At 40.1% G+C, this 17,556-nt stretch carries 15 protein-coding genes; 6 read left to right on the forward strand and 9 right to left on the reverse strand.

The window, feature by feature from the left end; all coding sequences use genetic code 11:
- Positions 1 to 156: 156 nt before the first annotated feature.
- Positions 157 to 714, reverse strand: a complete 558-nt coding sequence (orn, locus tag FTT84_RS07995; protein ID WP_067763591.1) for an oligoribonuclease — start codon at positions 712 to 714, stop codon at positions 157 to 159.
- Between the two features lie 124 nt (positions 715 to 838).
- Here orn and rsgA point away from each other — a divergent pair, with 124 nt between their 5' ends.
- From rsgA to secB, 4 genes are all read left to right on the forward strand, one after another.
- Positions 839 to 1,897 carry a ribosome small subunit-dependent GTPase A gene (gene rsgA, locus FTT84_RS08000; protein ID WP_180080772.1) on the forward strand — a complete coding sequence of 353 codons (1,059 nt, stop codon included), beginning with the start codon at positions 839 to 841 and terminating at the stop codon, positions 1,895 to 1,897.
- A gap of 94 nt (positions 1,898 to 1,991) precedes the next feature.
- A complete protein-coding gene (locus FTT84_RS08005) occupies positions 1,992 to 2,399 on the forward strand; it encodes a rhodanese-like domain-containing protein (RefSeq protein WP_067763597.1) in 408 nt (135 codons plus the stop codon).
- 22 nt (positions 2,400 to 2,421) lie between these two features.
- A complete protein-coding gene (gene grxC, locus FTT84_RS08010; RefSeq protein ID WP_067763600.1) occupies positions 2,422 to 2,676 on the forward strand; it encodes a glutaredoxin 3 in 255 nt (84 codons plus the stop codon).
- A 40-nt stretch (positions 2,677 to 2,716) separates the two neighbouring features.
- Positions 2,717 to 3,175, forward strand: a complete 459-nt coding sequence (gene secB, locus FTT84_RS08015) for a protein-export chaperone SecB (RefSeq protein WP_067763603.1) — start codon at positions 2,717 to 2,719, stop codon at positions 3,173 to 3,175.
- Positions 3,176 to 3,324: 149 nt separating this feature from the next.
- Here secB and FTT84_RS08020 read toward each other — a convergent pair whose 3' ends face one another.
- From FTT84_RS08020 to FTT84_RS08050, 7 genes are all read right to left on the reverse strand, one after another.
- The gene (locus FTT84_RS08020) at positions 3,325 to 4,131 is read right to left on the reverse strand and encodes an enoyl-ACP reductase (protein ID WP_067763606.1); all 807 of its coding nucleotides are present in this window, start codon (positions 4,129 to 4,131) and stop codon (positions 3,325 to 3,327) included.
- Between the two features lie 143 nt (positions 4,132 to 4,274).
- Entirely contained in the window at positions 4,275 to 5,096 is an 822-nt protein-coding gene (locus tag FTT84_RS08025) for a TatD family hydrolase (RefSeq protein WP_180080770.1), read from the reverse strand.
- 6 nt (positions 5,097 to 5,102) lie between these two features.
- A complete protein-coding gene (locus FTT84_RS08030) occupies positions 5,103 to 6,056 on the reverse strand; it encodes an RsiV family protein (protein ID WP_180056979.1) in 954 nt (317 codons plus the stop codon).
- Between the two features lie 78 nt (positions 6,057 to 6,134).
- The gene (locus FTT84_RS08035; RefSeq protein ID WP_180080768.1) at positions 6,135 to 6,962 is read right to left on the reverse strand and encodes a hypothetical protein; all 828 of its coding nucleotides are present in this window, start codon (positions 6,960 to 6,962) and stop codon (positions 6,135 to 6,137) included.
- A 103-nt stretch (positions 6,963 to 7,065) separates the two neighbouring features.
- The gene (locus FTT84_RS08040) at positions 7,066 to 8,658 is read right to left on the reverse strand and encodes a peptide chain release factor 3 (RefSeq protein ID WP_067763619.1); all 1,593 of its coding nucleotides are present in this window, start codon (positions 8,656 to 8,658) and stop codon (positions 7,066 to 7,068) included.
- Between the two features lie 285 nt (positions 8,659 to 8,943).
- Positions 8,944 to 11,010, reverse strand: a complete 2,067-nt coding sequence (locus tag FTT84_RS08045) for an EAL domain-containing protein (RefSeq protein ID WP_180080766.1) — start codon at positions 11,008 to 11,010, stop codon at positions 8,944 to 8,946.
- Positions 11,011 to 11,455: 445 nt separating this feature from the next.
- Positions 11,456 to 13,663: a carboxy terminal-processing peptidase gene (locus tag FTT84_RS08050; protein WP_180080764.1), complete on the reverse strand. Its 2,208-nt coding sequence runs from the start codon at positions 13,661 to 13,663 to the stop codon at positions 11,456 to 11,458.
- A gap of 201 nt (positions 13,664 to 13,864) precedes the next feature.
- On the opposite strand from FTT84_RS08050, the gene nagZ reads away from it, so the two are divergent.
- Both nagZ and FTT84_RS08060 read left to right on the forward strand, forming a co-directional pair.
- The gene (gene nagZ / locus FTT84_RS08055) at positions 13,865 to 14,887 is read left to right on the forward strand and encodes a beta-N-acetylhexosaminidase (protein WP_180080762.1); all 1,023 of its coding nucleotides are present in this window, start codon (positions 13,865 to 13,867) and stop codon (positions 14,885 to 14,887) included.
- Positions 14,888 to 15,027: 140 nt separating this feature from the next.
- The gene (locus FTT84_RS08060; RefSeq protein WP_067763631.1) at positions 15,028 to 15,897 is read left to right on the forward strand and encodes a class I SAM-dependent methyltransferase; all 870 of its coding nucleotides are present in this window, start codon (positions 15,028 to 15,030) and stop codon (positions 15,895 to 15,897) included.
- A gap of 30 nt (positions 15,898 to 15,927) precedes the next feature.
- On the opposite strand, the gene FTT84_RS08065 is transcribed toward FTT84_RS08060, so the two are convergent.
- Positions 15,928 to 17,256: an alpha/beta fold hydrolase gene (locus FTT84_RS08065; RefSeq protein WP_067763634.1), complete on the reverse strand. Its 1,329-nt coding sequence runs from the start codon at positions 17,254 to 17,256 to the stop codon at positions 15,928 to 15,930.
- Between the last annotated feature and the right edge of the window lie 300 nt (positions 17,257 to 17,556).

Raw genomic sequence — 17,556 nt, forward strand, 5'->3', positions numbered from 1 at the left:
TCATGAAATACGGTATTCTGATGTGACAAAACCTGAATCCTAGTCGTTAAAGTGTTTGTTTGCACTCATATTTTAACTGTTAGGACTCAGGTTTTTTTATTTAAAGCAAACTATGGGACAGCAGTGGGCTTTCGCCTCTTTTTTTATGTCACAACCTTAGTCTTTATTCATAATAAAGAAATACTCACGATAGTATTTGAGTTCTGCAATCGAGTCACGAATATCATCCATCGCCAAATGCGACGCATTTTTCTTTAAGCCACCCATGATCTCTGGGCGCCAGCGTTTCGCCAATTCTTTCACTGACGACACATCAAGGTTACGGTAGTGGAAGTATTGTTCCATTTCAGGCATTAAACGATGTAAGAAGCGGCGGTCTTGGCAAATCGAGTTACCACACATTGGTGAAGATTTTGGATTTACCCATTTTTTTAGGAATTCTAAAGTTTGTTGTTCAGCATCTTGTGCCGTCAATTTACTGCGACGAACACGCTCAATTAAGCCAGATTGACCATGTTGACGAGTATTCCACTCATCCATTGCATTGAGCACGCGATCTGATTGATGAACGGCTAACACAGGCCCTTCCGCCAGAATATTCAGGTTATCGTCCGTCACAATTGTAGCAACTTCAATAATCTGGTCGTTATCTGTATCGAGACCTGTCATTTCAAGGTCAATCCAAATCAGGCGAGTATCAGGTGTGCTGCTCATAAATGTGCAATCTTATTAGGCTATAAAAGTGAACATAGTAGCAAATTTATTGGGGTTGCGCTGTAATTAGACCCCGCTTCATGCTATTTTTGCCATCTAGTTTTCGTGGTTTTTTAGGATATGAATGGCTTTAATTCGTAAGCGTCGACTGACTGAACAACAGCAACGACGCATTCAGAAACAGCATAAATCCCGTCAAGAAGAAATTGACACGTCTTCCGATTTGGAAGGTTTAGTCGTACAACATTATGGACGACAACTCGAAGTCCAAGCCTTGTCTACACCTGAAATTCATCCTGAAAAACCTGTGGTACAAGCTGGTGAACCTGAACCACATTGGAAACCAATCGAATTAGGCAGCATCTGGCGCTGTCATACTCGTACCAATCTGGAATTATTGGTCACAGGTGACCGTGTGAAATGGCAAGCCGATCCTATTACTGGTTTAGGTATTATTACCGCAATTCATCCGCGTCAATCTTTACTCACTCGCCCTGACCGTTACCACAAAGTAAAACCTGTGGCGGCCAATGTCAGTTTAATTGTAATTGTCTTTGCGCCATTGCCTGAACCTGCGCCAGGTTTAATTGACCGCTACTTAGTGGCATGTGCAGATGCAGATATTCCTGCACTGTTAGTCATGAATAAATCAGATCTACTAAAAGATAATGATCCAATTTTAACCCTCTTAGATGAATATAAAAATTTGGGTTATGAAGTGATTCAAACACGTTCCGATGGTGATTTGACGGAACTATCAAATCGTCTTTCTGGCGAAACTGTGGCTTTTGTTGGTCAATCCGGTGTCGGTAAAAGTACCCTGATCAATGCCATCGTGCCTGAAGCTGCACAAAAGACCAATATCATTTCTGAAAACTCAGCCCTGGGTCAACACACCACTACATCAACCCGTTTGATTGCATTTGGAGAAGGGTCTGCCTTAATTGACTCTCCAGGAATCCGTGAGTTTGGCTTATGGCATTTAGAACTCGACAAGGTTCAACAGGGTTTTCCAGAAATTGAATCGCATTTGGGCTATTGTCAGTTCCGTAACTGTACACATAAACATGAAAAACAATGTGCGCTTCGTATTGCTGCACAAAATGGTGAAATTTTGCCGCGTCGTTTAGAAAGTTATTTACGTCTAATTGACGAAATCACTGAAGCGCAGCAAAAAAATTAATTTTTATTCTGCTATAGCCCTTGAAGGGGTGATTTTGATCACCATATTTATGAGCTATACTCTTGGCAATTTTTAAATTGTAATTAGGTGAATTGTGGAACGTTGGTTCGAGTTTATGGGGAATCACCCCTTCTTATTTGGAACATTGGCTGTCTTGGTCGTATTGTTCTTTATTCTGGAAGGCCAGCGTAATGGTCGCAAAATTTCACCACAGTCTTTGGGTATTTTAGTTAAAGCTAAAAATGCACAATTGATTGACTTGCGTGATGCGAAAGATTTCCGCGAAGGTCATATTAGCGGTAGCCGTAATATTCCATATAGCCAAATTACAAAAAATATTGAAGAGTTAAAGACTTCTGACCGTCCATTGGTGTTCATTTGTAACTTAGGTCAAGTTGCAGGTACTGCACTTCAACAAGTCGGTCATGCTGACGCTTACCGTCTTGACGGTGGTATTAGCAACTGGAAAGCTCAAGGCCTTCCATTGGTTAAAAGCAAATAATAACGCTTCTTAGGAGATTAACATGGCTGAAGTTACGATTTATTCAACAACTGTATGTCCTTACTGCATTCGTGCTAAACAGCTCCTAGAGCGTAAAGGCGTGGCTTATAAAGAAATTAATTTATCAAATGAAGCGCCTGAAGTACGAGTTGAATTGATGCAACGCACCAACCACCGTACAGTTCCACAAATTTTTATTAAAGATCAGTTTATTGGCGGTTTTGACCAACTTTATGCTTTAGAGCGTGAAGGTAAACTCGACGATATGCTGGCTTAATTAAAAACATAAATCGTCACCTCATATTAAGGAATAAACAATGAGTGAAGAACAACAAGCTCAACCACAATTGGCATTAGAGCGTATTTATACTAAAGATATTTCTTTCGAAGTACCTGGGGCTCAAGTATTTACTAAAGAATGGCAACCTGAGCTAAATATCAACCTTTCTTCTTCTGCAGAAAAAGTTGATCCAACACACTTTGAAGTTGCTTTAAAAGTTGTGGTACAAGCAAACAACGGTGGCGATACAGCATTTATCGTTGACGTAACTCAAGCAGGTATTTTCCTGATTGATAGCGTTGAAGAAGAACGCCTACCGTACATTCTTGGCGCTTACTGCCCGAACATTTTGTTCCCATTCCTTCGTGAAGCGGTGAACGACATGGTAACTAAAGGCAGCTTCCCTCAATTGTTGCTTACACCAATTAACTTCGATGCTGAATTCGAAGCAAATTTGCAACGTGCTCAAGCCGCTGCAGCTGAAGGTCAAGCTTAATCGCTTCACCTTAGATATAAAAAAGACCGCTTTTGCGGTCTTTTTTATTGCCTTTTAGCTTCCCCCTTTACTAAAAGGGGGAATGAGGGGGATTTGCTTCTACTTAACAAAATCCCTCCCACTCTCCCTTTTAAAAAGGGAAGAGCAAATTACTCAGCGTCTGCCATTAGATCAGCGCTCATACCAACCGTATTGAAGCCGGCATCAACATACATGATTTCGCCAGTAATACCATTTGCCCAAGGAGAGCATAGGAATAAAGCAGCATTACCTACATCTTCAATAGTCACATTACGTTTCAATGGCGCTACTTTCTCATTCAAATCCAACATTTTACGGAAAGATTTGATCCCTGAAGCAGCTAAAGTACGAATTGGACCTGCAGAAATTGCATTTACACGGATACCTTCAGCGCCTAAGCTAGACGCTAAATAACGTACACCCGCTTCAAGAGAAGCTTTAGCCATGCCCATTACGTTGTAGTTCGGCATCACACGCTCAGAGCCTTGATAAGTCAATGTTAGTAAGCAACCTTGGCGAGCTTGCAATAAAGGCTTCGCTGCACGTGCCATCGCAATAAAGCTGTATGCACTGATATCGTGAGCAATATTAAAGCCTTCACGATCTGTTACTTCTGTGAAGTCACCATCTAAAGTGTGAGCAGGTGCAAAACCAATTGAATGTACAACACCGTCTAAACCGTCCCAGTGTTTTGCCAATTCCACAAATGTATTTTCAATTTCAGCATCTACGGCAACATCACATGGAAGAACCAATGTAGAACCAAATTGTTCAGCAAAATCATCAACGCGTTTTTTTAGTTTTTCATTCGGATAAGTAAATGCTAACTCTGCACCTTCGCGATGAAGTGCTTGAGCAATACCAAATGCAATAGATAATTTACTTGCAATACCCGCGATTAAAAAGCGTTTGCCTGCCAATAGTCCTTGTGCCATGTGAGTCTCACTCAAAATAATTTAACAGCATAATGCCAAGTCTAAAGCATTTTAGAAATTGCATAATGCATCTTTTTTTAGAAAATGCCTTATTCGGCTTCGCTTAGGCAGCAATACACATACTGAATAGGGCGCGCTTTAATTTAATTTGCTAAATGTAAGGCCTGTAAAGAATTTTGCCAAAGTATAGCAGCCAATTTTGATTCAGGCATTTGCAAACTCTGTGCTAAACCTTGTAATACATAAGGTAAATTGACTGGCGTATTGCGGGTTCTATGCTGTGTAGACAGCTGGCAACAGAGTGGCGTCATATCAGGACAATCTGTTTCTAAGACCAAATGTTCAGCACCGATAGCCTGAACCACTTGATGCAGCTTTTTGGCATTTGGATTGGTGATTTGACCTGTAACCCCTATTTTAAAACCCAGTTTCACAAATGTTTTGGCTTCCTCTACCCCACCACTAAAAGCATGGGCAATGCCACCTTGCTTAAATTGATGTTTCTTCAACAAAGCTAAAACCTCAGCATGTGACTTGCGAATATGTAAAAGAACCGGCTTATCAAATTGCTGTGCAAACGCAATTTGCACAGAAAAATACTCCTGCTGCTTTTGAACAATTGCTGGCTGCTTATGCTGCTTTAAAAAAGTATCTAAACCTATTTCCCCAATCGCAACACAATCCTCTGTACGAAGTAAGTGCTCTAAATCACTCAGATGTTCTAAACAATGCTGCTCGATATAAAATGGATGTAAGCCTGGTGCAAAATAACTGTGCGGCGCATCTTGTAACTGATTCAACATATGCTGTTTTTTCAATAAGTCAGCAAAACGCTTTTGCACAAAACCAATCAAAATCAAGCGTTCCACCCCAGCTTGCTTTGCAGCATAAGCCAGTTGCTCCCGATCTGGATCAAACTCGGGAACATCAAAATGCGTATGCGTATCAAACAGTGAATAGCTCATAAATACTTATTTCGAAGTTGCTGCTTCTGACGTCGCAACAGGTTCAGGCACAGGTAAATACTGTTTTTTCAGGACTGTTTTTAACTGGTCATATGGCACAGTTAAACGTGGTAGACCCACCACATAAGGCCCAATTTCATATTCGGCATATTGCAAAATTAAACCTTGCTGACTGAGATAAAAATTCTCAGACAAGCTAAATTTCCATGCTTGTTCATATTCTTCAACACTATTTGCAAGTTTTGAATCTTTAACCCAAGTTTTAAAAACTTCATGCGCGTGTTTTTCAAGTTGAGCTTTTTGCTTAGGTAGCAATATGTCATTCAATTGCACTTGTTTTTGTGTGCTCAAATCAAAATTGTAATACTGCTGTGAAGACGCACCATGTGCACCGCCCAAATATGAACTGGTATTTAATACCACTGTTGCCAAAGGCTTATCAGCATTTAATATTTTAGGTTTGATCATCAAACTAATTTGTTGATTAGCACTTAATTCTTTAAGCTCTTTATCTAAATTTAAAAAAGCCTGCATATAGGGTTGAGTGGCTTTTTCCAATTTTAATTTAGGCGTTTCAACATTGGCTAAAGCAGATTTTACGTCAGATGCCGCTGGCTCACTTGCAGCACCTTCTGCTGCGATATCTTTTTCCTCTACAGGTGATACAGACAAAATTTGGCCCAACTGTTTGAGTATTTCCGCATCAATAAATTGATCAATAAATACCTGATTACTATTTAGCCTTTCCACTGAAATTTCTGGACAGCCATTGCCATCACATTCAGGTAAATTCAGTTGTAATTTCTCAGAATCACCAATAAGTTTAAGGCTTAAATCCGCTTGTTCATTCTTTTGGGTTTCTGGTTTTTTTTCAGGTTCAGCTTGTTGTGGCTGACATGCAGTCAAACCAATAGACACCGCAAGAACTGAACTGATCCATATACTTTTCTGTTGCAACATCGCGATAACCTGTATTTTTTCAATTTATTCACTGTAGTACGTCAACTTTGTCAACTAAAGTTAACCATCTAGATATTATTAAAACATATGCTGATAAACATCAGCTTTCAAGACTTGTTGTGTCTGTGCTTTGGTTAAATAAATATCCAGTTGTTTACCATCTTTCACGATTTCATCGGTTCTGTAGTGTAAACCTACACCTTCTTGATCAAAGAACCAATCGGCTTGCCCCCAGTATAATTTTTTTGGCGCGGCCTTTTTTACTTCTGCCGTTTGCTCATCTAACCATTTGGCATAGGCATTTTGCACAAATTGATTCATATTTTGCTGCTGCTTGGCATCTACTATATCTAGTGGCGTGATATTTTTCTGATTGCGTCGATCTGCTACAAAAAAGTAATAACGCTCTTTCACCGTAATATTTTCTTGCTTGGTATCTACACCCACTTGTAACAATACATATTGATTCCGTTGATATGGCACACGGGTATATAGTGCCAGTTCATAGGGTTTATTGCTTTTTATTTCTGCTTGCCAAGCATCTGATTTTTTTACATAAGCTGCAACCGCTTGCTGCAAACTCATATTTTGTTTGGAGCCGATTTGATCTTGAATCACTGTGGCCTGATTTTTTTCAATCCATACATTCAACCAAGTATCGACAGTATGGATGGTCTGTATATTGATATCGATACAACTCTTATTTTCACAAAATGGCAGTGCCACTTTGGCATCTTGTTCCTGAATATTTAAATAAGGCAAAACATCAGGGTTTGTCACCACAGCTTCTGATGCTGTATCGCTTTGCTGATCAGCTGATTTTTTTTCTTTTCCCGAATCACATGCACTTAAAAATAATACACTCCCCATGAGGGCAATCGCCGCAGCGTCCTTAAAAATATTCATGCTGTCCTAGACATCAACATGTCAAATAAAAGTTAATTAAAAACTCTATCACAAAATAAAACAGCTTCACGAGGAAGCTGTTTTATTTCTGTAAAAGAAAGACTTAGTGTTCACGTGTATTACGGAATACGATGTCTGGATAACGCTCTTGCATTAACTGTAAATTAACACGGCTTGGTGCTAGATAAGTTAAGTGACCACCACCATCTACTGATAATTGGTCATGGGCTTTTTTCTTAAATTCATTGAATTTACGTTCATCATCACATGAAACCCAGCGTACAGTATTAATGCTGACTGGCTCGTAAATACAATCCACTTTGTATTCTTCTTTTAAGCGATACGCTACTACTTCGAACTGAAGTACACCCACAGCACCAACAATTAAATCATTGCTGTTTTGTGGCATAAATACCTGTGTCGCACCTTCTTCTGAAAGCTCTTTTAAACCTTTTTGTAACTGTTTAGATTTCAAAGGATCTTTGAGACGTACACGACGGAACATTTCCGGTGCGAAGTGTGGAATACCTGTGAACTGTAAGTTTTCACCTGAAGTAAAGGTATCACCAATTTGAATTGTACCGTGGTTATGTAAACCAATAATATCACCAGGCCATGCTTCTTCTAAATGTTGACGGTCGCCTGCTAAGAACGTTAGAGCATCTGAAATACGTACGTCTTTACCAATACGCACATGTTTCATTTTCAGACCTTTTTCATACTTCCCTGAACAGATACGCATGAATGCGATACGGTCACGGTGTTTTGGATCCATATTGGCCTGAATTTTAAATACAAAACCAGTAAACCCTTCTTCGGTCGCTTCAACATTACGTACCGCTGTTGGATGGGCTTTTGGTTCAGGTGCATAATTACTAAATGCGTCTAATACATGGTCTACACCAAAGTTACCCAAAGCTGTACCAAACAATACAGGGGTTTGACGACCCGCCAAGAATTCCTCACGGTCTAATGGCTCATTTGCCATTTGCACCAGTTCTAATGATTCTTCAAAAGCTGCCCAAGCCAACTCACCGACTTTTTCACGAAGGTCAGCATGGTCATAACCGTCACGAATTTCGATATCTGTAATGGTTGAACCAAAACCTGCTTTATAGACATAGAATTTTTCTTCGATCAGATTGAACACACCCGCGAAGTCACGACCTGTACCTAAAGGCCAAGTTAAAGGGACACATTTAATCTTAAGGACGTTCTCAATTTCATCGAGTAGTTCAAGTGGCTCGCGAATTTCACGGTCCATTTTGTTGACGAAAGAAATAATCGGTGTGTCACGCATACGACACACTTCCATCAATTTAATCGTACGATCTTCGACACCTTTTGCCCCATCAATCACCATTAAAGCAGAGTCCACTGCGGTTAAAGTGCGATAGGTATCTTCCGAGAAATCCTCATGTCCTGGGGTATCGAGTAAGTTGATCATTTTGTCTTTGAACGGGAACTGCATCACTGACGTGGTAATTGAGATACCACGTTCTTTTTCCATTTCCATCCAGTCTGATGTTGCTGCACGGTCAGATTTACGGCTTTTCACCATACCAGCAACCTGAATTGCTTGCCCCCACAACAACAGTTTTTCTGTCATTGTTGTCTTACCAGCATCGGGGTGGGAAATAATCGCGAATGTACGTCGCTGAGCGACCTGCGCCGCTAATTCTTCTTTAAAACTCATGAAGGGCACCTACTGCAAACTCGCAGTGCAAAAGATCAGATCTGATCAATACGGGAAATTGGCGATATTGTATCAGATTGACCATTAAAAATAATCAACCACAGTGGGTAGAAGTAAAATGTTAAACTTTTCTTGTTTTATACAATTACATTGGAGCAAACTTCTCTAAAAATGTGCTGATGAATCAATATATCTAAGCGGATCTTTTGTTTTCTACATAAAATATCTAATCTGACAAATTCAAAATTTTATGAGTTTCAAATTGCTGGTGCTTTGCTTTCGTGACTAAGATTTAAGACTCATACTTTCTTCAAGTCGTGCCACTTCCATGGGTAACCCTAACAAATAACCTTGAAGTTGTTGGCAGCCTAAACGCGTTAAAATATCGGCTTGTAATGGTGTTTCAATTCCTTCCGCTGTGACGTTTAATCCTAACTTCACTGCCAATTGAATAATACTTTCTAAAATCATTTCTTCTTTCGAATTTGGTGTTAAATCATGAATAAATTCACGGTCAATTTTTAATTCATCGACAGGTAAATTTTTCAGATATAAGAAACTCGAATGCCCTGTACCAAAATCATCAATGGCAACTTTAATGCCCATTTTACGTAAGCGTTCGAAGGTTGCAATACTGGCATCAATATGATGCATTGCCGTGGATTCTGTAATTTCAATAATTAAATGCGCAGGACTAATTTCATAACGATCAAATAGCATTTCTAAAGTATTAAATAAATGCTTATGCTCAAACTGAACCGCAGATAGATTAACCGCTATCGGGTAAAGCGGCATACCCAACTTTTCCCACAGTTGAATTTGTTTACATGCTTCTTCCAACGCCCAATAACCCATTGGAATAATCAAACCGGTTTTTTCAGCACCATTAATAAACATGTTAGGTGTCAACATACCCAGAGTTGGGTGCTTCCAGCGTATTAACGCTTCAACGCCACAAATTTCACGGTCTTTGGCATTAAATTTGGGTTGATAAAATAAGACAAACTGATGTTCTTCTACGGCTTTATACAGATCGTTGATCAGTTTAGTTTGACTCTTTTCTTCATGCTGATCGACGGTATAACTAAACACCGAGTAAGTATTTCGTCCTTGATACTTTGATGTGAGCATGGCTGCATCTGCATTAATCAGCAAGTCTTGTAGATTTGAGCCATGCTCAGGATACATCGCAATACCAATACTGCCTGAAATATTTATTTCTTTGCCCGCAATCAAGAAACTCTCTTGCATCAGCTCTAAAATTTTTTCAGACATTTCAGCAGCGGTTTCGACTGTAGCTGACTCTAATACTATCAAAAATTCATCGCCACCAATGCGTAATAATTTAGATTTTTCATCTAAAAGTCGGTGAATTTTGGTCGCCATCTGAATCAGCAATTGATCTCCAACGTGGTGACCAAAAACATCATTCACCGCTTTAAAACGGTCAATATCTATATATAAAAAGGCGATTTCTTGTTGGTGAACTCGGTGCTCGGTAAATAAAAAGTGAGCATACTCAGCTAAAAACAATCGGTTTGGCAGTCGAGTTAAATTGTCTTGAACAGCTTGATTTGCCAATTCACGATTGGCGCGCATGAGCTGAATATTTCGCTGTTCCAAACGCTGTTCAAGCACTGCAACACTAAAAGCAGCAATAAGCACCAAGCAAGTGACAAACAGTACAGTGAACAATAATAAGTTCTGGCTCAAATGTGCAGCGACAACTGCATCCATCGAATTTAATGGATAGAAATTGACACCTGCCATCGCCATATAATGCATACCTACGATGCTAAATGTCAGCATCAAAGCTACAAATATGTTCATCGCTTGGCGTTTACGGCCTGCATATTTACTTTTAAATGTCAGCCAAAAGGCTAAACCCGCCCCACTGACAGCAACCAGCACAGAACAAATCACAATGAGTGGAGAATAACGTTGCTCATAACCTTCGACCATTAACCCGAGCATACCGGTGTAATGCATGCCAGAAATACCCAGGCCCATGAGCACAGAACCAAGGATTAAACGCGGCAATGGAAGCGTTGGACGTGTGGTCAACCACACGGCAAAAGTTGAAGCAATGAACGCAATTAAATAAGAAGTAAAAGTTAAACCGGCATCAAAACTATGATTTGCAGGTAAATGACTCCCCATCATACCTACAAAATGCATGCACCAAATCGCAGCACCTAAAATCGCACCACTAATAATTAATATGATATTTTCATATCTAGGCCGAGTTCCACGAAACAGCATTTGCTCCAATGAAACTGCAAAGTAGCAGCTCAGTAACGCAACTACGATAGAACCGGCGACCAGACTGTAATCATAATGTATATGGGTCATATAGCGTTCCGCTTAGGTTCCCGTTGCTCATTTAACCACTATCGTCAATATTTTTCTCTTTTCTTACAACTTGTTAGCTTTTGAAAATCGGCTATTTCAGTCGTTATTTGCTTAGAATCCAATACTATAGAGTTTCGGTCAAGTGTTTCTTTCAAGTTTTCAGTTAACTGGTAAAATTTAAAAAAAATCTTTGACTTCAATCACTAAATTAAAAAATTATGCTGAAAAAGTACAACCTATCTTAAACACTTAACTTTACAAATTATATGGTCAAAACAATCATATCTTTATTTTCTAGCTATCTGACCCTTTTCAATATCAACCTAGTTTCATGAATAACAAAAAAAAATCGCAAAAAAAAAAGCAGCAAATCGAAATTCGCTGCTTTTTTCAACCATAAATCTAAAAACTCGGCATTTAGTCACTGAGCACAATTAATTTAGCATTATTTAGTGGTTGGCTTTGCTGCTGTTCCTTGCAGTTTTGCATAGTCCAATAATACATTTGCCGCTTCAGAAACAAATACTTCTTCTTCAGGTAAAGCTGGACGTTGGTTAGCTTTCATTTTCGCACGAGCTTCTACCAAAGCATCCATCGATGCTTGATAACTTTCCCAATTCGCATATGGTTTCTGACCAACCACTTTGCGGCGTTGATTTTCAGCATCTAAAGATTTTTGCTCTAGAGCTAACAGTTCTGCTTTGCGTTTGTTTAAATCAAGCACGATACGCTTTTGTTCATCGGTTTTCTTCGCAATAGCTGTACGTTGTTCCAAGTACTTAAATTGCGGATCAATGCTGACACGTTGTTGTGATGACTTAATCAAATCAGGCACATAAGCTTGGATCGAGCCTTCACGTTTAAAGGGTGCTGTTGGAATCGTATCCCACTGTAATGCATTTTTGGATTTGCGTTCACCGAATTCTTCGTTGTAGATATCAACCAGTTTAATATCAGGCACAACACCTTTATTTTGGGTACTGCCGCCAGTCACACGGTAAAACTTACGTTGGGTCAAGGTTGCCTGACCATAAGCCAAGGTATCCAATTGAACTTGAGCTGTACCCTTACCTGTCGTCGTGCTACCAATCACCACACCACGTTCATAGTCTTGGATTGCAGCAGAGTAAATTTCACTTGCTGAAGCTGACGCTAAATTAATCAGTACAGCTAACGGGCCTGCATAGCTTTGTGCACCACCATCGTCATCTTCAAATACGCTCACATTACCATTACCATCACGAATTTGAACAACAGGACCCGATTTGATCACTTGACCCAACATACGCGCGACTTCTTCCAGAGAGCCACCTGGATTGTTACGTAAATCAATGATGATCCCTTCGACCTTTTGAGCATCTAAGGCTTTCAATGCTTTATTGGTATCTTCTGAAACAGAGCGATATTCAGTACCTGCACGGCGTGCACGATAGTTTAAGTAGAATGATGGAATTTCAATCACACCAAATTTATGCTTTTTGCCATCACGTTCGATTTCAACCGTGCGTGATCGCACACCAGCATCTTCTTCTTGAATCACATCTCGAACAATCGTCACATTACGCGCTTGGTTCATCGCAGCACCCGCGCCTAATAGGCGTAAAGTCACTTTGGTGCCACGTTTACCACGAATCAGCCCTACAATTTCATTGCTCGGCCAACCAATGACATCCACCATTTTGTCGCCATCTTGTGCCACAGCAATAATGCGATCACCTGATTTGACTTGGCCAGACTTACTGGCTGGGCCACCTTCTACGATGGTTTCAATTTTGGTGTAATCTTCATTTCCGCGTTCTGGACGAATCGATACCCCAATACCTTCCAGCTGTAGTGTGGTTTGACGGTTCAACTCCATCGCATCTACAGGTGGGAAATAGTTACTATGCGGATCATAGGTTAACATCATCGCATTAAGGGTTTTATCAAGTACATCATCACTTTTCAAACGGCTAATACGTTCAAGTTGACGCGTATAACGTTTAGTCAAAGTCTGCGCTGGAGTTAGATCTTCAGGGCCAGTTAAATCCTGGCCATTGGCTAACTCAGGATTATCTTTTAACGCTTTCTGTTTGGCTTTTTCTTCTTCTTTACTGATGGTTAAGTTGATTAACTGTGAAACCAACATTTTATTCCAATGCGCGCGTTGTTCATCAGTCGTTTTAAAGAAGGCCGCTTTTTCACGATCAGTTTCAATATAAGTATTCGGTTGATTTAAATTTTGCGGCTTTTTCAGTTCTTCCAACATATAGGTATAGAACTGTTTTAAACGATCACGATATTGAGCGTGAATCTCATATGGGCCTGCTAAATTACCAGCTTTTAAGTTTGCACCAAAAGTCGAACCAAAGCGCTTTTTATAGCTTTCAATGTCTGGTGCCAAAAACAATGTATGTTCCGGATCAATACTATCGATATAAAAATCTAAAATACGATTAGAGGTATTGGCGTCTAAACGTTGATTTAAATAGTGTTGACGGTCTACCAAAGTCGCGAGTTGACGCGAGACTAATGCCTGCTCTTGAGTGGGTTGAATGCTGGTAGCTGCAACTGCTTCAGTATTATTGGCAGCAATTGCATCATTTACTACATGGGTAAAAAAGAATCCACCTGTCGCAATCGCAACGGCACAAGCTATTGTTTGAAGTTTCATAAATAATTCGTACTTCCTTGGTATTTAGACCAATATCACCGTGTTGGTTTTCGACTTGAATTGAATATATTCAAAATCTTAAACAACTTAATATGTTTATGTCGTGTAGTTTTATCATAATCTCTGCTGACAAAGTGTAGCAAATCATTGCAGAATTCAGGTATTGTTTTTCCTTAAAAATTCCAACACGGACCCCCGAATATGATTGGCGCATTAATGCTCGACATTGCTAGCACAGAACTCACTCAAGAAGATATTGAACTATTAAAGGCTCCGCAAGTCGGCGGCATGATTTTATTTGGCCGCAACATTGAATCTCCTGAACAAGTTCGTGCTTTAACCGATCATATGCGTCAGATTCGTCCTGATATATTAATCGCTGTCGATCAGGAAGGTGGTCGTGTACAACGCCTGAAACAAGGCTTCACCCTCCTCCCTGCGATGGGTAAGTTTGGAGAACTATACTTAAGTGAACCTGAAAAAGCCTTAGAACTTGCCGATCAATGTGGCTGGTTAATGGCGACGGAAGTGCTTGCGGTGGGTATTGATTTTAGTTTCGCACCGGTATTGGATCTTAATGATGTTAGCGATGTCATTGGTGATCGTGGCTTTGCGAAAAATATGCAAGACATTATCCCATTAGCAAGTGCCTTCTTAAAAGGCATGAAACGTGCTGGAATGGCCTCGACCGGAAAGCATTTCCCAGGCCACGGTTCGGTGAAAGCGGATTCTCATGTCGCAGCTGCAATTGACCATCGCAGCTATGATGAAATCTACCAAAAAGACATGCAAAGTTTTATTCAACTGCAACCACAACTTGATGCCTTAATGCCCGCGCATGTGATTTATGAACAAGTCGATCCAAATCCTGCCGGTTTTTCACCGTATTGGATTCAAAAAGTGTTACGTGAGCAATTACAATTTGATGGCGTGTTATTTTCTGACGATTTAAGTATGCAAGCCGCATGCGTGGCTGGTGGCGCTGACGCTCGTATTCAAGCCGCTTTAAATGCAGGCTGTGACATGGGCTTAGTTTGCAATAGCCGTGAATCTGCATGTGTTGCACTCGATGGCATTCAAAATCTAGCCTTGCCAAACCAAGAGCGTTTGGAACGCATGCGCGGTAAAATCCCTCAAATTGCGATGGGGCAAGCTATAGAACTTGGCACTGATTGGCAGACTGTTCGAAACCGCATTGTCGATTTTAAAAATCAATATTGCTAAGGTTTAAGCTGAATCAATCGATCACAAAAGGAACACGACAAGGTGTTCCTTTTTTTATATGATAAAAACAAACAAATACAGCTTGCCGCTATCAATTCGGTTAAGCCTAAACAATTAAAACAAAATTAGGTCAGGATGACATGACAGACAGTTTATCGGAACATCGCCATATTTCATTTACCGCCCATTACACTGGATATATTTGGTATAGCATGGGCATTTCACATCCAGTCTTTGCCACCAGCAAAGGTAAATTTTTAGCACGCATGGTACACCCACTCGAAAGTTGGGCAGAAAAAAATGTTGGCGGCAGCATGCGTTCCACCTTAAAACAGCGTCATGCCATGATTGATCAACATCTTGATCAACTCATTGCAAAATTTCCAAATTTACAAGTACTTGAAATAGCCTGTGGACTATCGCCACGAGGCTGGAATTTCCGTAGTAAACATCCACAAATTGATTATCGTGAACTTGATTTGCCTGATATGGCAAAAATTAAGACCCAAGCCTTACAGAAAATTGATCAACAATCGCCTGAAGTTTTAACAGCAGATATTTTTAGTCAAGACTTTGAACGCGCCTTTAATGTTTTTGATCCCGAGCGTCCATTGGTAGTCATAAGTGAAGGTCTCATTAATTATTTTGATCAAAACTTATTAAACCAATTACTTGAAGGAATTTGCAAATATGGTGCTTCATTTCAAGAACTACATTACCTAACAGACATCTATCCTGAACCGGTTAAAAATCGTCTTGCACGCTTTATTTGGGGCAGCAGCAAACTGCTTAAAGTCATGTCACGTAGTGCATTTACCTTCCACTTTCAAAACCCAGAAGAATTGCAGCAGTTTTTTAGCAAGGCTGGATTTAGCGCAGTCGATGTCATTCAACCTACCTTCTATTTTTCACAAGAAACCGCCGAACAAGTGATCCCCTTTCAGAATGCAGATGAGCATTTGGGGGATTTGGTTTGGATGGTGCATACAAGCATAAAAAAACAGCGTTAATACGCTGTTTTTTTTCAAATATTCAAAGCTTTATCCTACTGCTTCTAACAACATCATCTCTTCTTTTTGACGTGCGACAAAACGCAATAAACGTTCTGCAATATCAAAACTGCCATGCTTAAACAGCGCGCGAATTTGTTGATTTTCAATTTCAAAGATGAGGCATTCAATTTTAAATTCGCCTTCATCATCCTCTAAATGCAAGGCTAAATCACGCGGGTACTGTGCTGCTACGTCAGCCATCCCCTCAGAAATATCGAGCAGTACACCAAAGTAATTCAAATCTACAATACCGACCTCCATACACAATTCTGAGTGTCGATACGATAGATGCGTAAATGGTTGATGAACCTGTATACGCTCCTCACCACGGCGCTCAATTTTTTGCATTTGCTCACGGCTCATTGGAATGATGCCATCTAAGTGCTGAATGGACTCACCTCTGAGATAAGTCGCAAATAAGTTCATGGTTTCTTTACGACGTTGTAATTGAGGTAAATGATCAGCATTGGCAATCATGGCAAATTGCATATTTGGGCATTGCAACGCAAACCCGGCATTTTCATGTGGCAAAGTAAAGCTGTCATACTGCCCACAGGACACTAAAACATCACATTGTGGAATGGGCACATCTTGCAAACGGAGTAAGCGATTACAGTTAATGTCGTAACGCTCTTGTTCAGTATTGGTAAATTCAGCCATTTGCCTAAAGAATAAACGCTTTGCTGTCGGTGACATACGCGTTACATCCAATTTGGCATGATTAACCAAGTACAAAATCACCGCTTGGCCAAACTCATCCATGCGCTGCTCTTTCATCAAATGCAGAGACTCTTCAAGTAACATACGCCAGCTTTTACGGGTTTTCTGCATTACACCCATTAAAATCATACGATCGATCAGTTCAGGACGTTGATCGGCCAAACCCGCTGCCACGACAGAACCGAGCGACATTCCCATCACAGAGACTTTTTCTAGGCCAACAATATCCATCCACACACCAAGCATTTTGGCTAAATCACCGAGTTCCAATGTACCCGCTGAAATACCACTATCGACATTGGTAATCTGCTGATTTGAACCCATCGATGGCATATCAATGAGAATGATCGGCCCAGCTGCAAAGAGTTGTTCAACACAATATTTGTAGGAATTAAAGTTTTGAAATGCACCACCAATAATAACAATCGGCGTACGATGAATGGTTTCAGGCTGTGCGATTGCCATATATTCAACTTTCCAGCCATCAATCCATGTTGTTCTGGCTGGCTGCTTAAAGCTTTGTTTGTCATAAAGATCAAAAAAACTGTAATGCGTACTTTCCTGTACTTCTGGATCCATTTGGATAATGGAATTCATATTCCTTTCCTCCATTCCTGCCTTATTTTTATTGTCAGGAATTCATTCAGAGAACTCTGCTCGACTCAGCATCCTGCTCTTTAATCATTATTTGTACGACTTCAATGTCGCTATTGTTTCATTCTATACAGAGGTTCATTTTACAAGCAACCAATATCCATGCCGCTTATCTACTTTTAACTATAAAACAATTTCAAAATGTTAATTCGCGCTGTGATCAATTACTTAAACTCAGTATTGGTGCTTCATTGTTCAGGCGCAGGCTGTTAATATCAAGATGAAATTTCTAAGTGATCAAAC

It is taken from the genome of Acinetobacter sp. YH01019 (genome assembly GCF_013420285.1).
GTDB lineage: Bacteria > Pseudomonadota > Gammaproteobacteria > Pseudomonadales > Moraxellaceae > Acinetobacter > Acinetobacter gandensis.

Bases quoted from the DNA above. Each gene is read 5' to 3' on its own strand.
- FTT84_RS08045 (WP_180080766.1), bottom strand. From the start codon at position 11,010: ATGACCCATATACATTATGATTACAGTCTGGTCGCCGGTTCTATCGTA.
- rsgA (WP_180080772.1), top strand. From the start codon at position 839: ATGGCTTTAATTCGTAAGCGTCGACTGACTGAACAACAGCAACGACGC.
- FTT84_RS08065 (WP_067763634.1), bottom strand. From the start codon at position 17,256: ATGAATTCCATTATCCAAATGGATCCAGAAGTACAGGAAAGTACGCAT.
- FTT84_RS08060 (WP_067763631.1), top strand. From the start codon at position 15,028: ATGACAGACAGTTTATCGGAACATCGCCATATTTCATTTACCGCCCAT.
- FTT84_RS08030 (WP_180056979.1), bottom strand. From the start codon at position 6,056: ATGTTGCAACAGAAAAGTATATGGATCAGTTCAGTTCTTGCGGTGTCT.
- secB (WP_067763603.1), top strand. From the start codon at position 2,717: ATGAGTGAAGAACAACAAGCTCAACCACAATTGGCATTAGAGCGTATT.
- orn (WP_067763591.1), bottom strand. From the start codon at position 714: ATGAGCAGCACACCTGATACTCGCCTGATTTGGATTGACCTTGAAATG.
- FTT84_RS08035 (WP_180080768.1), bottom strand. From the start codon at position 6,962: ATGAATATTTTTAAGGACGCTGCGGCGATTGCCCTCATGGGGAGTGTA.
- nagZ (WP_180080762.1), top strand. From the start codon at position 13,865: ATGATTGGCGCATTAATGCTCGACATTGCTAGCACAGAACTCACTCAA.
- grxC (WP_067763600.1), top strand. From the start codon at position 2,422: ATGGCTGAAGTTACGATTTATTCAACAACTGTATGTCCTTACTGCATT.
- FTT84_RS08050 (WP_180080764.1), bottom strand. From the start codon at position 13,663: ATGAAACTTCAAACAATAGCTTGTGCCGTTGCGATTGCGACAGGTGGA.
- FTT84_RS08040 (WP_067763619.1), bottom strand. From the start codon at position 8,658: ATGAGTTTTAAAGAAGAATTAGCGGCGCAGGTCGCTCAGCGACGTACA.
- FTT84_RS08020 (WP_067763606.1), bottom strand. From the start codon at position 4,131: ATGGCACAAGGACTATTGGCAGGCAAACGCTTTTTAATCGCGGGTATT.
- FTT84_RS08025 (WP_180080770.1), bottom strand. From the start codon at position 5,096: ATGAGCTATTCACTGTTTGATACGCATACGCATTTTGATGTTCCCGAG.